An 18,105-nucleotide genomic window follows, 5' to 3' on the forward strand; every position below is an offset into this window, starting at 1 on the left:
ATTTAGTCAGTTCAAAGGTTCAAAAGAAATGGTCCAGACCGGTATCATGGACCAAGGTGATAAGTATACTAACTATGACATATCCCGAAAGACTTGAACCCAACTTTTAAAAAATGACACACTTAACTGAACATAACCTGCTCCCAGCTTGCTACTGGTTTCACTATGGCCTCTACCCCCCCGGGTCTTACTCTCTCTTCTTTCTCTCAACCCTGCGGCTGACGGCTCCATCGCCCAGACCTGCTGGCCGTACCGACGCCTGGTCATCTTCCGTCTCCGGTCTTCCGTCTCCTGTCTTCCGTCTTCCGCCTCCGATCTTCCGTCTCCAGCCTTCCTCCTCACAAAACCACCGGCTCCTTATAATACTTATTCCTGTACTCAATGGGCGTAAGCCCTGTAATTCGCTTGAACACTGTTCTGAATGCCTTGGTATCAGTATACCCCACGTCGTACATGACCTCGTTGATGTTTTTGCGGCTCTTTTCAAAGCTTCGCTTGGCAGCCTCTACTTTCACCCTTTGGATGTACTCCACAATGGTGTTGTTAGTCGCCTTCTTAAACCGGCGCTCAAAGCTCCGGCGGCTGACGGCGAACATATCCACCAGCTGGTCGACGGAGATTCGCTCCGCCGAATTGTCTTCAATAAAGTCCTGCGCCTTTTTCACTTCCGGATCGTTGTGGTCTTTCTGCCCGTTGAACATCATAAAGGCCGACTGACTCTCCCTGTCGATGTCGATAGCAAAGTATTTGGCCGCCAGGATCGCCGTGTCCCGATCCGTGTATTTTTCCAGCAGGTAAAGCAGCAGGTTCCAATAGGAATTGGCACCGCCGCTCGAATAGAGACGGTGCTCTTCGGTAATAATGCTGCCATCTACCAGTTCCACATCGGGGAACGTTTCCCGGAACTCGTTGGCAAATGCCCAGTGGGTGGAGCAGCGTTTGCCTTCCAGCAAGCCGGTGGACGCAAGCAGAAACGCACCCACACAAAGAGAGGCTATCTCTGTACCCTCATTGTATTTATTCACCAACCACGGAATGGCATCTTTATTAACTTCTACTGCCTGTTTCATGTCACCAAACAAAGCGGGGATCACAATCAGGTCTGTTTTGTCAACATCCTTCATCAACTTGTCGGTATGCACGGAAAAAGCACCATCGTGCAGCTTCACGTCCTTCGTAGCGCCCACGAGTTGAACTTCAAACAATGGCGCTTTGCCAACGGCCTGCAAAAACTGGTTGGCAGCGGTGAACATATAGCGGGGGTCGGCCACCGCTTCCATCACGGCTGAGTTAGGCACGAGGATTGAAATACTCTTCATTGGGATGAAATTTAGCCTGATAAAAGTAGTTAATTCATCTGGCGGAATCAACCCATCAAATTGCCGTTTTCACACCCCGATAAGCGATGCTCCCGAAGCTAGTTTTGTAAGGCTGACAAATGCTGATAAATGGCTCATTTGATTACATACCTGACCTTCAACGGCAACTGCCGGGAGGCGATGAACTTCTACCGTGACTGCCTGGGCGGGGAGCTAAGGCTTGAAACAGTAGGTGAATCACCTGCTCCTGCACAACTTCCCCAGCCAATGAGAGAGTGCATCCTGCAGGCCACTCTGGCAAAGGACAATCTGGTGCTGATGGCCACCGACATGGTGGGCGAACACGGCCTGAGTCGGGGCAATGCCGTATCTATTTTGATAGACTGCAACAGCAAAAAGGAGCTTCAGCACTACTTTAAGAAGCTGTCCCACAAAGGCCAAGCCACTCACCCGGTTGGAAAGACCTTTTGGGGTGCCTGGTTTGGAGGACTCACCGATAAGTTTGGTAACCACTGGCTGCTCACCTGCAGAGACTAAGCGAAAGCCAGCAGCTTCACAGCTTTTCTATCTTATCACAAGTTTCCTGAATTTTCCTTCCATACTTCTTTTTGCTTCCCTCTGCTATATTTGCGGTTCACTCTTGAACAATGAATATAGGGCTGCTTCAAATTTTACTTTTTGCAGGCTGCATCCAGGCCATTCTCCTGGCCACGTATCTATTTTTTCATTCTGCCATCAGAGGCTCCCGACTCTTCGGTTTTCTGCTGTTGTTTCTGGCCATCCACTTGTTTCTTGTCACCAACGACAGGCAGGAGTTCTTCATGCAATTCCCCCATCTTTTGCATGTCACCTGGTTGGTTCCGTCACTTTACGGCCCTATCATTCTCATTTTCGTGCGACGAATCACCAGGTATTCGCTAAAGCCCTCGCTTGTGGAATGGCTTTACTTTGTTCCCTTTGTGCTACTGGCGATCTATCACATGCCCTTCTATCTCCAGTCGGCGAACGAGAAGCAGGCCTATATTGCGGACTTCGCCCTTTCGGTAAAGGACGACTTTGGGCTGATCAACCAGCTGGTCAATATGCTCCATGTCACCTTTTTCTCCGCCTCTCTTTGGTTCTACAATCTCTACCGAAAAAAGATCCTGAACTACGCTGCTGCCGAGGAAACCAGGCTCCTGTGGTTGGGTAATTTTCTTTGGATCAATCTCGCCATCGTGTGCGTAGGTGTGGCGGTGTTTTATGCCAGAAAATACAACCTCTCTTTTCTCGGCGCTATTTATCCTTACCATTTTCTCGGAGTCATTTTCCTGATCTACTGGTCAGCCTATAAGCTTATCCGGCAGCCTGCTATTTTTCAATCAGAGACAGAGGAAGGAGGCTTCGCAGAAGTGTCGGAGGTTCTGCTGGAGCCAGAGGTTGCCAGGCCGGTTACTGAACAGCACCGGCAGCTGGCCAGCGACATCAAAAAGCTAATGGAAGAAGAAAAGCTGTACCGAACGGCGGGCCTCACACTACTCGACTTGTGCGCAAAGGTGAAGTCCAACAAGCAATACGTTTCGGAAGCTATCAACCTCGTATTTGGTAAAAACTTCTACGACTTTGTGAATGAGTACCGGCTGAAAGAGTTTACCGACAAGCTTGAAAGCCAGGAAGACCAAAACCTGACATTGCTGGGCATCGCCTCCAACGCAGGCTTCAACTCCAAGGCCACCTTTAATGCCGTATTTAAGAAACACTATGGTGTAACACCCTCGGAATACCAAAGGGGGAATCACAAAGCACAAATAGCAAAACTCAAATAGGAACCAAGGGGGGGAATTCCAATCCTCAAGCTGCAAAAAACAAATAAGCTTCAATCAGGCAATAACCAGAGAACCGTCATCAATAAACTCAACATCACTTGCCGTCATCCTATGTTTGTATTAAGAATAGAGGGCAAAATAATATTTTGTAGTTTAATAACAACAGAAGAGGAGAAGGGATTAAGATTATACTCCGTCATAGATCCTTTAAGATCGTTCGCAATGACGGTCGATTTTGGGTTTGCGTGTAATAATGTATAGTAACGAAACACCCCCTCGGCATATGTAAAGGGGCAAGGCTTCGAACCCTACGTTATAAAAATTTCGTCTCAATGCGTCCGAATTGATCAATTCGGACGATCACACCCCAACCTCCCCCGTATATCAGCCAGTCAAAAAACTCAAAACCATTATGAAAAAGAATGTACTCCTGGGGCTGATGCTCCTCGGCTGGGGAACAGTGGCTCAGGCACAAACAAAGCTCTCGCTGTCGGTGCCGCTGCTCGACGTGCCGCAAAACACCCAACTTCCGCACCGCTACCCTTCCATGCATCAGGCCCTTCAGTGGAGCGCCGATGTGTACGACGTCAGCTTCTGGGGCATTGACGCAGCCAGCAATGCGCTGTTTGATAAGAAATGGACGCAGACTGGTTTCAGCTACGCCACCGGCCTGCTGTTCAGCAAGTATGGCAGCGAGCTGCCCCTGCCGCTGGGCGTATGGGGGCATGAAGAATACCACCGCTCAGTGCTGGGCACCAAAGGTATCGCCAGCAAAAACGGTAACTGGATTCTCCACCGATGGGATGGCACCGTGTATGGCCCATCCGACGAAGACCTGGCGAACCTCAAAGCCACCGACAACAACGCTTTGCTTTACAGCTACACGGCGGGTGTGCAATACGAAACGCAGCTCACCAAAACCAGCGTGATGAACGACTTCTACAATGAGCGCAGCTTCTACAAGGCTCCCCTGTATCTCTATAATGCCCATTACGTGTGGAACTATTTCCGCTTCGCCACCAGCAACCATTCCGACTCAGTGAAGGTGATTGCACCACAATTCGAGCACAAAGAAGCCACACAGCGTGACTTTGCCGGTGCCGACCTCACCGCCTGGGCCTACGACATGTTTAACCCCAATGCGTCCTATTACGACCGAGACGACTTTCCCAACGGAGAGGGCGAAAACCGCCGCATTGGCTTCCACGACCTTTCGGAAGAGGCGCAGAAATACCTGGTGAAACAGAAACGATTGTCGCTTCTCAACTTTTTAAATCCAGCTATCATTCTGGTTAATCGTATACAAATCAGTGACGACCTGACGATCCTTCCCTTTGTTCAATACTCTCCTACCCACTTTGGCAACAGCATCTCGCTCAATATGCCCTTCACCTACAAAGGCGATGGCTACTTTTTGGGTGTGAATCGCTACGCCAACTACAAAGATGCCTACTACGGCGTGGACGCTGGCGTTTATCAGCGGCCATTGAAGGCGCTGGAAGGACTTTCGATGTCGTGTATCGTCAAAATATGGAAGCAGCCCAACAGCTTCTTTGACGAAAAAGCCAACTGGGGTGGTGCCATCAAATGGGGCGTGGCCTACGCCGTTGCCGACCGCCTGGCCCTCACGCTCGACGTAACCGGCAAAACAGCGGGATGGCTCGAAGGAAACCCTTACCTAAAACGCAACTTCAATCCGGTGCTGGGCTTTCAGTACATCGTGCCTGGGTTGAACGCAGGGAAGCTGTAACACTAGCGAACCATGATGAGCACACAAAGCCACCTTTTTCGGTGGTTTTGTTGTTTTTAGTGCCCGGCCAAATATGACCATCGTTTGCAACGAGGGTCTGCGAAAGGAGCGATTGTATCGCTCGCCATAGCAACAGAAATATAATGTCACGTAAAGCCCGCTAAGGTTTTTTCAAATGACCGCCTATCTTTGGCGCTCAACACCTAAACGACCACAATGACCAATGCCCTCATCAAACTCTTCCTTCGCCTGGCACTGGCTGCCGGGTTTTTGTCTGCCGTAGCCGACCGTTTCGGCTGGTGGAGCCCCGGCATCTCCGCCTGGGGAAACTGGGACAGCTTCGTGGCCTACACCGGCACTATCAACCCCTGGGCTCCTGTGTCTATGGTGCCAGCACTGGCCTGGATAGCCACCATTGCGGAAATCGCCTTTGGGCTGTTCCTTCTCGCTGGTTTCAAAACTGAGCTCTTTGCCCGGTTAAGCGGCTACCTGCTGCTGGCGTTTGGCCTGTCCATGGCACTTTCTACGGGCATCAAAGGCCCTCTTGACTATTCGGTGTTTAGCGCAGCCGCAGCAGCCTTTGCACTGAGCACAATGAAGGAGAAATACTGGGAGGTGGATCGTTGGTTTTAGCGGAAACGATCACTCAATAATGATCCTGCGAACAAATGATGTGGCATGGTTGAAGCCCTTCAAAACGTAAGTGCCCTTATCCATATGCCCTAGTTCAAGCGTTGTCACATCACCGTCGGTGCCTCCTATCCAGCGCAGCCTGCCCGCCATGTCATATAACGCAAGCCTGTAGGCAAGTCCGGTATAGATGTGCAGCTGCCCCGTGGTAGGATTGGGGTATAGCTTTTCGGTCTTCACATCGGCCACCGACAATACTTCGCCCATTTCATAGGGTGCCCCGGCATATCTGGCAATGGAAGCATCATTGAATTGGTTCAATTTGCCTTCGTCAAACCCTGGAATGCTATTAATGTTTCCTTTCCAGGCTCCAACGAGTAAAAAATGCTCCTCAAAAGTCACATTCGGAGGGCTGGAGCTTTGCTGCTCTTTGGTATGAGCATGATAATGATATCCGAAGTCATCACCGTGGTCATGGCCCCCAAAATCGTCTAAAGCCACGTTGTTCCCCACCATCGATGCGAAGTCAGCCTCATAACGTCCAAACAAGGCAATGCCATCAAATGCTATCCCAATTACCGGGGGGTGATTGTGACCAGGATAATCAGTGATGTTGTATAGATTGATGCCATTACGATTGTAAGCATGGCCATCGGCATGGTAGTGCAACTCCAGCCCGCCTCCGACATGAATGCCTGACTGAGTGATCTCTCCGTCTTCAACTGTGAACCGGATATTGTTATTCTTTGCTGGATAAATAGTGACACCATCCACCGCAAGCCCTACTGAAGCCAGGCCAACGTAGTTGTAAACGTTCTTTTCGGTGGTGGTGCCGTGGTCACTGTCAAAGGCAGACGCCAAATCGCCGTACGGCCCAAGGTCGTTGTCCAGCACGTCGTCGATAAGGCCATAGTCTTTCATCGGAATTTTGAGCACGAAGTCACCCAACTTACCATGCCTGGTTACCGTAGATTCTGCATAGCCCACTCCCGGATCTGCCCCTGGCGGACGGTTCACGTCAATTAACATATTCGGCCGGCTCGACACAGCATAAGACACCACCACCATAAAAGGATGTGGTACGTTATCGTTGTCCAGGGCATTGGTAAAATATACATTCAAGATATTATTGTAGCCGAGACGGGCCCCATAGATGTCGTAACTGGCTATTTTTTGTGACAGCATGTTTTCTCTCAAAGCCAGATAAAAGGCTTTCGGGTACCGCAAGGCTGCATCGCTGCCGGTTAGCGTAGTTTCTATTTCGTCCAACATCGCCGTAGCGGCCTGAGTGGCGCTGGCTGAATGGCCAAACTGCGGCTGGTACTTATCATCTACCCTTTCAGACAAGTCCATTGAGAGCCTGGTATCATCAATCAGGAACACATTGTCTGGAAGTGCGGCTGTAGCGTTAGGCTGATAACTCACGCTCAGCGGATTGAAATCAGACCCATCCTCAATTTCCAGGTCGATCACGTCATTGGCGTCGGCAATAAAAAACGTAGAGGCATTTGCTTCACTGTTTGTCCACGACAAGGCCCCGTTGCTGAGCTGAAGCCATTTCTCAGTCCAGCCGGCCACGGCTGCCATACTGCCCTGAGCAGCGTTGTATTCCCACTGATTGACAGCTTTGATTTTGGAAGCTCCTGTACTTCCAGTAAATTCTACCACAACGAATCCTTGCTCTGAAGACTCCTCAATCTGCAAAGTACCTGCATCTGCGCTCACGGCTTTCCCTGTAGCATCGGCGTCGATACTGTAATAGCTATGCAGGAAAGGGTTGAGCCGATACTGACCTGCCAATGGCGTTGTTTCGTTATTGTCGTGCGTATTGATGTCGACAGCCTGGAAGATCCCCCTCAACAACGACCCGTAGGTAGCCGACGCCCCATGGAAGCTGTTGATATCTGCTATATTGAGCGTGTTAACATCATCTGCATCCAGCATGAGCACATGCTCTTTTGATGCATCCAAAATCACCACATAAGCCCTGTTTTCCACTGCCGGCACAGCCTGTGGCGTCCAGGCCTTTGAGAAGCTCTGGTTCAATACCTCAGCGAAAGAGGCAGGGCCATAGTAGTCAAATTGTTGAGCAAGCGTGCAAAAGGGAAAGGCAAGAAACGCAATGAGTAGTAGTTTTTTCATAGCTGGCTTTTTAAGGAAGTTCTGATTAATACTAATACAACGGGAAGTTAAGGATGAAACCCTCCCATCGATAGCAAAAAATGCATTATTCGCCGTAGCCAAAAGCTGACAGCATGTGACCTTTCTTTCAACCTTCTGGCGAAAGGTGGGAAAAAGTGCTGCAACCCGTTTTTAAAATGAGCGCAAAATATAAGTTTATTCGTGTTCTGCTTACCTTTAACAACCAGCTAGTCCCCATTTTCTATGACCAGATATTTCAGCCCCTTTGTTTGCTTACCCTATTGCGTGGCTGTTGTCTGCCTAATGTTTACGCTATCGGGTTGCAAAGACGACGAAAACCCCACCGACATCATCAACCCACTGGAAAACCCTGAGGACGGGCCGGCTGCTGGCAATCCGGACGGCAAATACCCGATACCCAGCGCCGCTGGCACCGAAGATGTCTCCAAACCCGATCAGGTAATTGGCGACGGCACAGCGGCAAGCTGCACAGGGCAGTTGGTAGTGGACGCCATTGCGAAAGGCGGCAAAATAGTGTTCGACTGCGGCGCTGACCCCATCACCATCGCACTGCCGGCAACTGCCAAAATCTTTAACGACGCCAGCGACGAGGTGGTGATCGACGGCGGCGGACTGGTTACACTGAGCGGGGACGGACGCCGGCGCATCCTCTACATGAACACCTGCGACCAAAGCCTCACCTGGACTACCTCCCACTGCCAGGACCAGCAGTATCCCAAGCTTACCCTGCAAAACATCACCTTTGCCGACGGCAACTCTACCTCCGAAAAAGAGTACACCGGCGGCGGGGCCGTTTGGGTGCGTGGTGGGCAACTCAAGGTGGTGAACTGCCGGTTTTTCAACAATGTATGCGCCAGCACAGGCCCCGACCTGGGCGGCGGTGCCATCCGTGCATTCGATCAATACGAAGACCGTCCCATTTATGTGGTGAACAGCACCTTTGGCGGTGAAGAGGGCTACGGCAACTCCGGCTCCAACGGTGGGGCATTGAGCAGCATAGGCGTGTCGTGGACGATCATCAATTCCCTTTTCTCCCACAACACCGCTGTGGGCAATGGTGGCAATCCATCGCAAAGCGGTACGCCCGGCGGCGGTAGTGGTGGCGCTATTTATAACGACGGTAACAAAATGACACTCAAAGTGCTGGGCTCGCTTATTGAAGAAAATGAAGTGAATGCCTATGGGTCAGCCATCTTTTTTGTGACCAATAACCACACAGGTAACATCATCATCGAGAAGTCGGTAATCAGAAACAACGTGGGCGGCTCCTGGTACCCGGTGTACCCCGGCATTTCCATGCACGACGACACGGATATCAAAGTAACCGATTCGGAGATTACGGAGTAGGTGGGAATGGTGGGGCTCCCGGACCTTACGCTATTCCCGGCCCTTGTTTTTTCTCTCTATTTTCTCTTGCCCTTGATTTTCTCCTTCAATTGATCGAGCTGGGTTTGATACTCGTCTGATTCTTCCGTTTCCGATGCTGACGATATTTGAAGTGCCTTGCCCAATGCTGAAATGGCTTTGTCAAGCTGATTATTTGCCTCGTATGCCCTTGCCAGTTCGCTTAAAGCTTCTGCTGATTTTGGTCGATACTCCACCCATCGCTCAATCACTTCTACCGACTCCTGTACTCTCCCATCCCGAAGTAGCCTTGGCCCTACTCTGCTTAAGCTGTTTCCGCTGTTCCATCTCTCTGCCCTGGGCAATATATCAAACCCATATTCCGCCGAAAGACTCTGAAAATAGTCATCTATGTTGGCCATTGCATTTCCCGGCACTTCGATCATCTCAAGATACTTTGCGAACCATTTGCTTTTAGGATATATCATCCCTAATGCTTCCTCCAAAGCAGGCAACGCTACATCGTAATGCCCTTCATTTTTAAATGCTTTCGATACAAATTGAAAATCAGCAGTGCGGTAAGGAGACAGTCGCTTTTCCAATTCTTCCAAATTAGCTTTGATCATCGGCGACTTGCCGTTACCATCTGAGTCGGCAGAGGTTACATACAGGTAGCCCTTCCTGTTTGGAGCATTTTGAAAGTCATTCACAATGACGTCGATAAGACTTTCTCCATCATTATATCCCATGCCAAGTACATCGCCAGAGGCAATGGCAATGTGAGCATCAAACAGATCTGGTTCTTTGGCAAAAGTGTGCAAAGCATACATAGATGTCCCCGACAGCCCCATGATCAGGTTGAAATCGTTTGCTCTGAAATTGCTTTTCAAATAAGGCAAAAGCTCTTGCCTCAAGTAGGCAGTGAATGAATCCGGGTTTTCTCCAAAAGGAAGCTGCTTCCAATCCTTCGGCCAAAAATCGCTGCCATTGGTATAGAACCTGGGTATGTGCGGGCCATCTACGAGGCTCACTACTATCGTTTCAGGCATTCTTTCTACAGAGCTTAAATGCTTCACTACCCCCGAAACCATCAGGAAAAACTCATCTTCAAGAAGCAGAAGCACTGGGTAGGTATGCTGTGCCGACACCTCATAAAAGCTCTCGGGAAGGAAAATATTGACCCTTCTGTCCTCATTCAGAATATTTGAATGCAACACATACTGCTGCGCAAAAGTGAGTGGTGCAGACTCTTTTACAGCTAATTCATTGTTGTTCGGCTGTGCGTGAGCAACACTGTAAAAATTAAGCAGTGCTACCAGGCAAAAAGTACATTTCAATTTCATTGTGGTTTAAGTTAACGAGCGTCAGACACCGGCCGGAATAAGACCCTGCGCACATTCAAAAAAGTAAAATAGCTTATTTTGATTGAATAAAAATACACAAAGTGGCCGGGACTGCAACTCCCTGACGATGTCAACCCCTTGCAACTGCCCGGCTCACCCTTTCAGCTCATACCCTTCCCCGGCAATCCCCGTTTGCACTTCCCCGTCCCGTTTGTAAGCTGCGATGATCACGCCGGTGCTAGTCACTATAGTTTCCGTCAGCGTAAATGCCCCGGGAACAGCCCCGTCGTTAAACAGTCTCTTTCCCTTACCAAGAAGCAGCGGATGGATTTTCAGCCGGAGCTCGTCGACCAGGTCGTGTGCCAGCAGCAACTGCACCAGCTCACTGCTGCCCCATACGTGGATGTCACGGCCTTCGCCCTCTTTGATACTTTTGATATCGGCCACGCCCGTTACCACCTCTGAGTTTTTCCACCCCGCCACCATCGGGTGCGACTGGTTGAGGCGCTTCGAAAGCACATACTTCATGCCTTCGTTAATACCGGGCCAGAAATCTCCGTGCTTAGGCCAGTAGTCGGCCCAAATCTCATAGGTTTTTCGGCCCAGCAGGTAGTCGGCGGGTTGCAGCTCTTTTCTTATTACCTCATCAGCTATCTCGTCATCAAAGGGCGCCACCCATCCTCCGAATTTGAAACCCCCTGATGGGTCTTCCTCAGGCCCGCCGGGCCCCTGCATCACCCCGTCCAATGTGATCATTGACAAAACGACTATTCTTCTCATGCTGTTGGTATTTGTTGATGATACAAATCTGGCAAGGAAGCGCATCATTCCGGCTGTGCAAACACGACAATGGCAGGGGCTGAATGCGGAAAGGGTGGCTGTTCGGGTCACGCAAACCTGCTTGGATTCAAGGCATGAGCACATGCTGTTTTCCTCCACTCACCGCACCACAAACCCATGCTTTGCCAAAAACTGGTCGGTTCGCTCCATGATTTCCTCGTCGAACAGCGTCGAATACTTTTCATTGTCCAGCCCCAGGTAGTGCTTCCGGCCCTTGTAGGTCACCACCTCAAATTCATTGCCTTGTGCTTCGGTCTCTCTCCTGAAAGCTGCCACAGTCCAAAAGTTGACCGTGGTATCGTCCAGCCCGTGGAACTCGATGGCAGGCGGCATGCCGGGCCTGATGTTGTGCCGGGGCGAAATGGCCCAGATCATGTGGCGCTTTTCGCCGAGCATATCGTCGCACCAGGCTTCCATGGTGTTCACGGTGGACGAGTAGAGCAGCATGACGGTAGGCCGGGGACTGATGGCCAGGTTATCGCTGGCCTCGTTGATGGTGTCGCCCAGGGCAGTCATGAGGGTGAGCTGCCCCCCTACCGATTGCCCGCCGACGGCGATCATATCGGGGTTGATGTTGAGTCGTTTCGCATTTTCCCTCACCCACCGCATCGCCGACCGGGCATCTTTGACGCACTCCACCGGGGTAATGGCAGGATTCGGCACACTGCCGTCTTCGTTGACCGACAGCCGGTACTCAAACGAAAAAGTGACAAAGCCCTTCCCGGCATACCGCCTGCAAGCCCCGTGAAACTCCTTGGGATGACCAAACGCCCAGCCTCCGCCATGGAAAAAAACAATGGCTTGCCGTGGCGACGTACTTGCCCCGCCCGGAGTAAATATATCCACCGAAAGCGCCGTGGTGTCAATGCGCTTATATACTTCCTGTGTTTCTGTTACGCCTGTTGGCTGGGAATAACTGGCGAAGTGCAGGCACAGCAGCAGCAGCAGGAGGATGTTCAATTGGCGGCTCATGATCATTGGGGTTAGGTTTCGTCATGCCTGGTTGGCTTGTGGTGAAGTTACAATTTGTTAGGGTGAAAGTCGACATGGGGGTAGATGGGGGTGGTGCTTGGGCTGCCTCCGCCCTCCCCATAACAACGTCATATCGAATCCCGAAGGGTGAGATATCCCCCAGGTGATGGCAGTGAGCCGTTCTGAAAACACTGCCAGGTCGGGGGGATCTCTCCGCTACGCTGCGAGATGACGGCGTGTTATTGAGGCTGTAGTGGTAAGGCGGCAAGGTTGAGGCACAGCCTGAGCACATCCACCGTCTCCACATCAACGTCATATCGAACCGAGGAACGAGGGAGATATCCCCCGGGTAATGGCAGTGAGCCTGGTAAAAGTATGAGCGGGGGGACTGTTAGCCCCCTTTTAATATTGTTTTTTGGCTGTCGAGGCTTGTTTCGATGGTTTCTAAAATTGGCAACCATTTTTCCAACCATTCATTGCTTTGAGCATCATCAATTCTGCGGAAGATTTCATTTTGAAAGCTCTCTTTTCGGCTATCCTTAACGCTCATGGAAATCAGATTTTGTTCAACATCTGTAGTAAAGCTTTCAAACCATCCGGAATGTTCGTTGTTAATTTCCGTTAACCATTCATCTGGAAAGTAATATTCAATCTCAAAATCTTTTTTGAGAATAACGTATTCTTGGTTGCTTCTAAATAAAACTCCGTGATTTCCAAAATACCCCTGTAAAGCATTAACCGATTTCAACCCTGCTGAATCCCCGTCAAATACGGAAACCGTTGGTCTTTCTTTGCATATAAATGCATAAGTAGTCTTTAGAAAACCTTCGAGGTGGCTTGATCCCCCAAAATCTAAGAATTTTGTTTCTCCGGAATTCAGTATTGGAAAGTCAAGTGCTTTTCCTTTGAATTCATTAGGTAGTTTGCTCAAAATCTTATGAAAATACTCCCTGTCAGTTTGTCCTTCAAGAAAAACGTTTGACAAGCCAAGGTTGAAAAAGTGGCTAAACTCTATTCCAAGAGTATCACGTAATACCTTGGTTGCATCCGCATAAGTTTTGAATTTCTTAACCTCCGTAGAATCGTTAATAATTTCAGTTCCCAAGATTTTCATTGGATCCTGAGGGACAAACTGCAACGAATGTGTACTGTTAATAACAGTGCATTTTGTTCTAAGCTTATGAAGAAGTTTTTTGTGAGTTTCTGATAGGCTGGGGTGTAAAAAGGACTCGGGTTCTTCTAAAAGCCATATTATATCTTTCTCGTCTTTAGTTTCTTGTTCTGTTACCCAAAGAAAACATGCCAATAAAGAGGCTGTTTGAATTCCCATTCCTTTTTCAAAAACGTTGGTTTCTATTGAATCATTTAGGATGAATTCAAATCCTTTAATCATTTGAGAATACTCATTTTGTGGCGGCCTGATCGAAAATTCAAAGTTTTCAAGCCCACAGTCTTTCAAACTCGTTGATATTGAAATGGATGTGCCCGTGAATACTGAATCAAAAATTTCTCTATTCTCAAGCATTTTCTTACCTAGTTGAATTGAAACTAAAGGAGTAATTAGGGTTCTGAAAATATCTTTCACACTCTTCTCTGAAGGAATATAGTGTACTGAGAAATGACTCAGAATCTTGCTAATTATACTTTTGAGCTTTTGGGAGTAATGAGAGAGCTTGTCTGTCTTCTTTTTTACATTGTAATGGAGTTGATAATTAGGAGTACTTTCGTTAAACGTCAAATAAACAGTGATTTCATTGGGATTTGAGTTGTCAGACTCTAGATAATCATATATTTCGGCATGCTCTTCAAATATTGAATCATCAAATGTATTTCCTTCTTCCTTTTTGAAGACAACTGTGATGGTCGTTTTGCCCTTTTTATCCGCAGATTTTGAAAAGTCCCTTTCCTTAGAATAACCTAGTTCATTATCATATCCGGTGAAGAACGTTTGGATTGATTTGAGAATATTAGTTTTCCCAGAATTGTTTGGGCCAACAACAGTTAAATAACCATCAATTTCTAAGAGTGTTTCTTCTCGTACAGTTCTAAAATTTCTAATTCTTACAGAGTGAATTTTCATTTTGTGGAATTGTGGCTAACGTCCAACTAAACTGAATGTGCACCCCAAAGGCTAGAAGCACAGAAGTTTCCTCTTCGCTTTGTCATATCAAATGGCTCAGTTCTCATATTCATGGAAGTTTTTGTTAAGCATTTTTTTCTAGATTGAGATATTAAAAAGATTTGCAATTACTCCTCCCAATACTGAAACAACAAGACCAATAATAACTACTGTGTTAAAAGTTTTTCGTGCCGTTTCTTTCTTTTTGAAAGCTTCAAGATAGTCTCCCCAACAAAAGTTATATAAAGGATAGAGTTTCCATGTGTACAGATACATTGCCATTAATAAGAGCACAAGTCCTATTAAAATGATCCCAGGATAATAGAAGATGTCCAAGATGTTCAGCTCGGATATCTGCCTGTTCTTTGCTTCTTCAAGAAGAAAAATGAGTTCATCCGTATTCTTTATTTTACCTTGTTCATACATTGTTTTTATTTCAGGCAGATAGTCATCTCGCTTAGTTACTGATCCTAGAGTTGTAAACATCAGGACTAAGGTTACAATCAAAGGAATTATAAGTGTGAACAATCGTGATGTCGATTTGCTCCCTTTCAACGAAAAATTGGATCTTTTAATTTTTTGAATTCGCTCTTCCAGTTGGGAACTCGTTACAAAAACCCAGTCTCTATCGGTACTCCTGATTTTATATTTTATAGAATAATCCGATTGAATGTTATCTGAATCTTTGTTAAAGAATTCGACAGAAATAGTGTTTTCTACTTCATCTTTTCCTAATATTTCTAGTGAATTTATTTGCTTAGATCCTTCATTTTCTTGTTCGAGTACTGAATCTATTTTATCCGTTTCTGCTACAACTCCATTTTGGAATTGAATGAAATAATTGAATTCCAACTTTGGTTCAGGGTTGATCTTTTTAATCTGTTCTCGAATTAAATCATTGAACCTTCTTAGTTCCGATTCTGTAAGAATGAATCCGTGATTAAAGGATTTGTTTGCTTGAACATAAAGTTGATTCATAGGCTAGATGATTATTGTGCTTAACAGTCCGAATATGAACCGATCCATATTCCCATCATATATCCCCCATCAGGAGACATATAAAAATGATCTAATCCTCCCAATAAAGCTAATTCTATCACCTCTAAGCTTAGAAAATACCAAAAAATAGGTACGAGATCACCCGGCCTGGCTCGAACCACCCGTCTCAAACCCAGCAAAACCCCGCTTCCCCCTAACCCCCTCACTATCAACCCCCTGCACTCTTGCAGCAGCTTTGCTCAACTTGAGCAAACCCAAAACAAATCTGCAGCAGCCTTGCTCAAGCTGAGCAAGGGCAAAACAAACTTGCAGCGACCTTGCTCAGGTTGAGCAAATGCAAAACAATACTACAGCAAGCTTGCTCAAGCTGAGCAAATGCAAAACAATGCTGCGGCGGGCTTGCTCAGCTTGAGCAAACCCATCGCACAATTGTAGCAACCTCCCCCCTATTTCAGGGAAGGCCCTGCTGATCGTGGGGCCTCTTCATTTTTTGTAACTACCCCCCTGCACTAGTGCATGGCCCTATACTTACCGTTTTATCAAATGCTCATCGTTGATTTATTCCGTTATTCTTAACAGATGTTCATAAAAACAGATGATTCATGTATTTTCAATAAATTATATATTGATTCAATGAATTTTTTTACTATCATGTTATTGAAATCCCCTCCTGCGGAGGGTCATAAGTAGTATTCACTTAAACTTTTTAAATCTTATGATTGAAAAAATCCACATTGCTGCGCTGCGCAACAGCGAGTTCTCTCAGTTCATCAACGATGTGCTGAGCATTGTAGGCAAACACACGCCAGCCGCCCTACAGGTAGAAAAGCAGGCCAACCAGCTGCGCCGGGTGATCAAAGAAGCCGATGCCCTCTTCAAAGTGAAAACGGGCTTTAAGGGCACCGAAAAGCTGGCCGAGCTCGACCAGCGCCGTGACAAAACCATTACGGGCATCACGCAAATAGCCAACGGCATGACCAATCACCCCAAAAAGGCCATGGCCCAGCATGCAGAAACTCTCTACAAGCACCTGAAGCGCTACGGCGGCGGAGCGGTGGCCAGGGAGAATTATGCGGCTGAAACGGCCATTATCAAAAGCATATTGAAAGACTGGGCCGCCCAGGCCGACCTGAAGGCTGCCGTCAAAGCCCTGGGCCTGGAGGAATGGCAAACGGCCCTGGAAAGTGAGAACAATGCCTTCAATGAGCAGTACCTGCTGCGCAACACCGAAATGAGCGATGCCTCGCCCGACACCCTGCGCACCAAGCGCCTGGAGGCAGCGGAGGCCTACATTACGCTGCAAAAGAACCTCAACGCCCGTTTTATAATCGAGGACGGTGCCGAGCCTTTCGGTAAAGCAGTGAAGGAGGTCAATGCGCTGATTGGGCAGTACACCAACCTGCTGGCCAGCCGCAAGGGCCGCAGCGATGCCGGTGAGGAAGAGGCGGAAGAAGCGGACATGGTGCTGGAGGGAGCTGCCGAAGAATAGTTAAGTATCAGGTTAGGTTGTTCAGAAAGAGGCGCTCGGCAGGGTGCCTTTTTTTTTGGGGGGGGGGGCGAAAAGCGGGAGTGCATCCGCCCTATCCAAAGGCACGTCATACCTGCCAGCCGGAACAACGTGTAGGCGTGGCCGATGGCGATCCCGATAGCTATCGGGAGAGCGAGCCGACGTGGAACCCGACGCCGGAACCCGACGCCGGAACCGTATCCCCGTGATGATGGCAGTGAGCCGTTTTCAAAACACTGCCAGGTCAGGGGGACTTCTCCGTTCCGTCCCGATTGCCATCGGGACTCCACTGCGAAGTGACGGCGTGTTATGGGGAATTTGGTGGTGAGGCAAAATACTTGAGGCGAAGCATGAGCACAGCCAGCCTACCCAAGGGCACGTCATGCCGATGGCGAGGAACGAGCGAGGCATCCCCTGGGTAATGGCAGTAGGCACTATGAACTCAGCTGTAGGTCATGGAGATTTCGTTCCACGTCAGTTCCGCTACGCTGCGAAGTGACGGCAGTCTGTGGAGGGTTTGGTGGTTGGGCGGCTGGTAAAAAAAACTAGTAGTATCTACTCCAGTGTATCAAACAAATCCCTCCACTCAGGATTCATCGCTTCAATTAGAGCAATCTTCTTTTCCCTCCGAAATTTTTTCACTTCCTTTTCTCTGGCAATCGCCTCCTCAATAGAATGAAATGACTCGAAGTAAACCAGTTTTACGATGTTATACCTCGAGGTAAAGCTTTTGGGGTAAAACTTAGTCTTGTGTTTGTGGACTCTGTCGATCAAGTCTGAGGTGACACCGGTGTAAAAGACGGTGTGATGTGCGTTCGTCATGATGTAAACGGCTCCTCCTTTTTCCATCGGATTAAGATAGTTAAAGATCAGAGAAATGGTAAGTGACTTAGAAATAATCTGAATATCAACTCTCTCCACACCAGCGTCAGATCGATTGCGATCCCGATAGCTATCGGGAGAGCGAGCCGACGTGGAACCCGACGCCGGAACGGGATTCCTAGGGTAATGGGCGTAAGCGGTTCTAAAACTCTGCCAACATCATGGAGATTTCTCCGCTCCGCTGCGAAATGACGGCGTGTTATGGAGGCTTTGGTGGTAAGGCGGCATGGGTAAAGCTCTGCATTACCACAACCGACCTCACCAGACCAGCGTCATGTCGATGGCGACGTAGGAGCGAGACATCCCCCGGGTAATGGCACTAGGTATGACGAGCTCGGTTGTGGGTCTGGGTCTGGGGGACTCCGTTCCACGTCGGCTCCGCTACGCTGCGAAGTGACGGCGTGTTATGGAGGCTTTGGTGGTTGGTCGAGT

At 48.5% G+C, this 18,105-nt stretch carries 15 protein-coding genes; 6 read left to right on the top strand and 9 right to left on the bottom strand.

Going from position 1 to position 18,105, the window contains the following annotated elements; genetic code table 11:
• Nucleotides 1–187: 187 nt before the first annotated feature.
• Both RIG68_RS23370 and RIG68_RS23375 read right to left on the bottom strand, forming a co-directional pair.
• Complete coding sequence (locus tag RIG68_RS23370; protein WP_350128779.1) at nt 188–382, bottom strand: hypothetical protein; 195 nt, start codon at nt 380–382, stop codon at nt 188–190.
• Complete coding sequence (locus tag RIG68_RS23375) at nt 339–1,319, bottom strand: GlxA family transcriptional regulator (protein ID WP_350128076.1); 981 nt, start codon at nt 1,317–1,319, stop codon at nt 339–341. The genes RIG68_RS23370 and RIG68_RS23375 overlap by 44 nt, the downstream gene beginning before the upstream one ends.
• Before the next feature lie 129 nt (nt 1,320–1,448).
• Here RIG68_RS23375 and RIG68_RS23380 point away from each other — a divergent pair, with 129 nt between their 5' ends.
• The 4 genes from RIG68_RS23380 to RIG68_RS23395 all read left to right on the top strand — a co-directional run bounded on the left by RIG68_RS23380 (nt 1,449) and on the right by RIG68_RS23395 (nt 5,507).
• Entirely contained in the window at nt 1,449–1,856 is a 408-nt protein-coding gene (locus RIG68_RS23380; protein ID WP_350128079.1) for a VOC family protein, read from the top strand.
• 110 nt (nt 1,857–1,966) lie between these two features.
• The gene (locus RIG68_RS23385) at nt 1,967–3,124 is read left to right on the top strand and encodes a helix-turn-helix domain-containing protein (protein ID WP_350128081.1); all 1,158 of its coding nucleotides are present in this window, start codon (nt 1,967–1,969) and stop codon (nt 3,122–3,124) included.
• A gap of 412 nt (nt 3,125–3,536) precedes the next feature.
• Entirely contained in the window at nt 3,537–4,874 is a 1,338-nt protein-coding gene (locus RIG68_RS23390) for a hypothetical protein (protein WP_350128084.1), read from the top strand.
• A gap of 216 nt (nt 4,875–5,090) precedes the next feature.
• Nucleotides 5,091–5,507, top strand: coding sequence for a DoxX family protein (locus tag RIG68_RS23395; protein ID WP_350128087.1), 417 nt, complete (start codon nt 5,091–5,093; stop codon nt 5,505–5,507).
• A gap of 9 nt (nt 5,508–5,516) precedes the next feature.
• Here the strand turns inward: RIG68_RS23395 and RIG68_RS23400 are convergent, their stop codons facing one another.
• The gene (locus RIG68_RS23400) at nt 5,517–7,646 is read right to left on the bottom strand and encodes a T9SS type A sorting domain-containing protein (protein WP_350128090.1); all 2,130 of its coding nucleotides are present in this window, start codon (nt 7,644–7,646) and stop codon (nt 5,517–5,519) included.
• Nucleotides 7,647–7,889: 243 nt separating this feature from the next.
• On the opposite strand from RIG68_RS23400, the gene RIG68_RS23405 reads away from it, so the two are divergent.
• Nucleotides 7,890–9,014: a hypothetical protein gene (locus tag RIG68_RS23405; protein WP_350128092.1), complete on the top strand. Its 1,125-nt coding sequence runs from the start codon at nt 7,890–7,892 to the stop codon at nt 9,012–9,014.
• Between the two features lie 56 nt (nt 9,015–9,070).
• On the opposite strand, the gene RIG68_RS23410 is transcribed toward RIG68_RS23405, so the two are convergent.
• From RIG68_RS23410 to RIG68_RS23430, 5 genes are all read right to left on the bottom strand, one after another.
• The gene (locus tag RIG68_RS23410; RefSeq protein ID WP_350128095.1) at nt 9,071–10,354 is read right to left on the bottom strand and encodes an alpha/beta hydrolase-fold protein; all 1,284 of its coding nucleotides are present in this window, start codon (nt 10,352–10,354) and stop codon (nt 9,071–9,073) included.
• A gap of 153 nt (nt 10,355–10,507) precedes the next feature.
• Entirely contained in the window at nt 10,508–11,134 is a 627-nt protein-coding gene (locus RIG68_RS23415) for a dihydrofolate reductase family protein (protein ID WP_350128098.1), read from the bottom strand.
• 159 nt (nt 11,135–11,293) lie between these two features.
• Complete coding sequence (locus RIG68_RS23420; protein WP_350128101.1) at nt 11,294–12,166, bottom strand: alpha/beta hydrolase; 873 nt, start codon at nt 12,164–12,166, stop codon at nt 11,294–11,296.
• 391 nt (nt 12,167–12,557) lie between these two features.
• The gene (locus RIG68_RS23425) at nt 12,558–14,246 is read right to left on the bottom strand and encodes an ATP-dependent nuclease (RefSeq protein WP_350128104.1); all 1,689 of its coding nucleotides are present in this window, start codon (nt 14,244–14,246) and stop codon (nt 12,558–12,560) included.
• A gap of 138 nt (nt 14,247–14,384) precedes the next feature.
• Nucleotides 14,385–15,263 (bottom strand): hypothetical protein, encoded by an 879-nt coding sequence (locus tag RIG68_RS23430; RefSeq protein ID WP_350128107.1) that lies wholly within the window; start codon nt 15,261–15,263, stop codon nt 14,385–14,387.
• A 736-nt stretch (nt 15,264–15,999) separates the two neighbouring features.
• Between RIG68_RS23430 and RIG68_RS23435 the strand changes: the two genes are divergently transcribed.
• Nucleotides 16,000–16,773 carry a DUF6261 family protein gene (locus tag RIG68_RS23435; RefSeq protein ID WP_350128110.1) on the top strand — a complete coding sequence of 258 codons (774 nt, stop codon included), beginning with the start codon at nt 16,000–16,002 and terminating at the stop codon, nt 16,771–16,773.
• Between the two features lie 573 nt (nt 16,774–17,346).
• Here the strand turns inward: RIG68_RS23435 and RIG68_RS23440 are convergent.
• On the bottom strand, nt 17,347–17,712 hold the full coding sequence (locus RIG68_RS23440; RefSeq protein WP_350128113.1) for a GIY-YIG nuclease family protein: 366 nt from the start codon (nt 17,710–17,712) through the stop codon (nt 17,347–17,349).
• Between the last annotated feature and the right edge of the window lie 393 nt (nt 17,713–18,105).

This window comes from Imperialibacter sp., assembly GCF_040222385.1.
GTDB lineage: Bacteria > Bacteroidota > Bacteroidia > Cytophagales > Cyclobacteriaceae > Imperialibacter.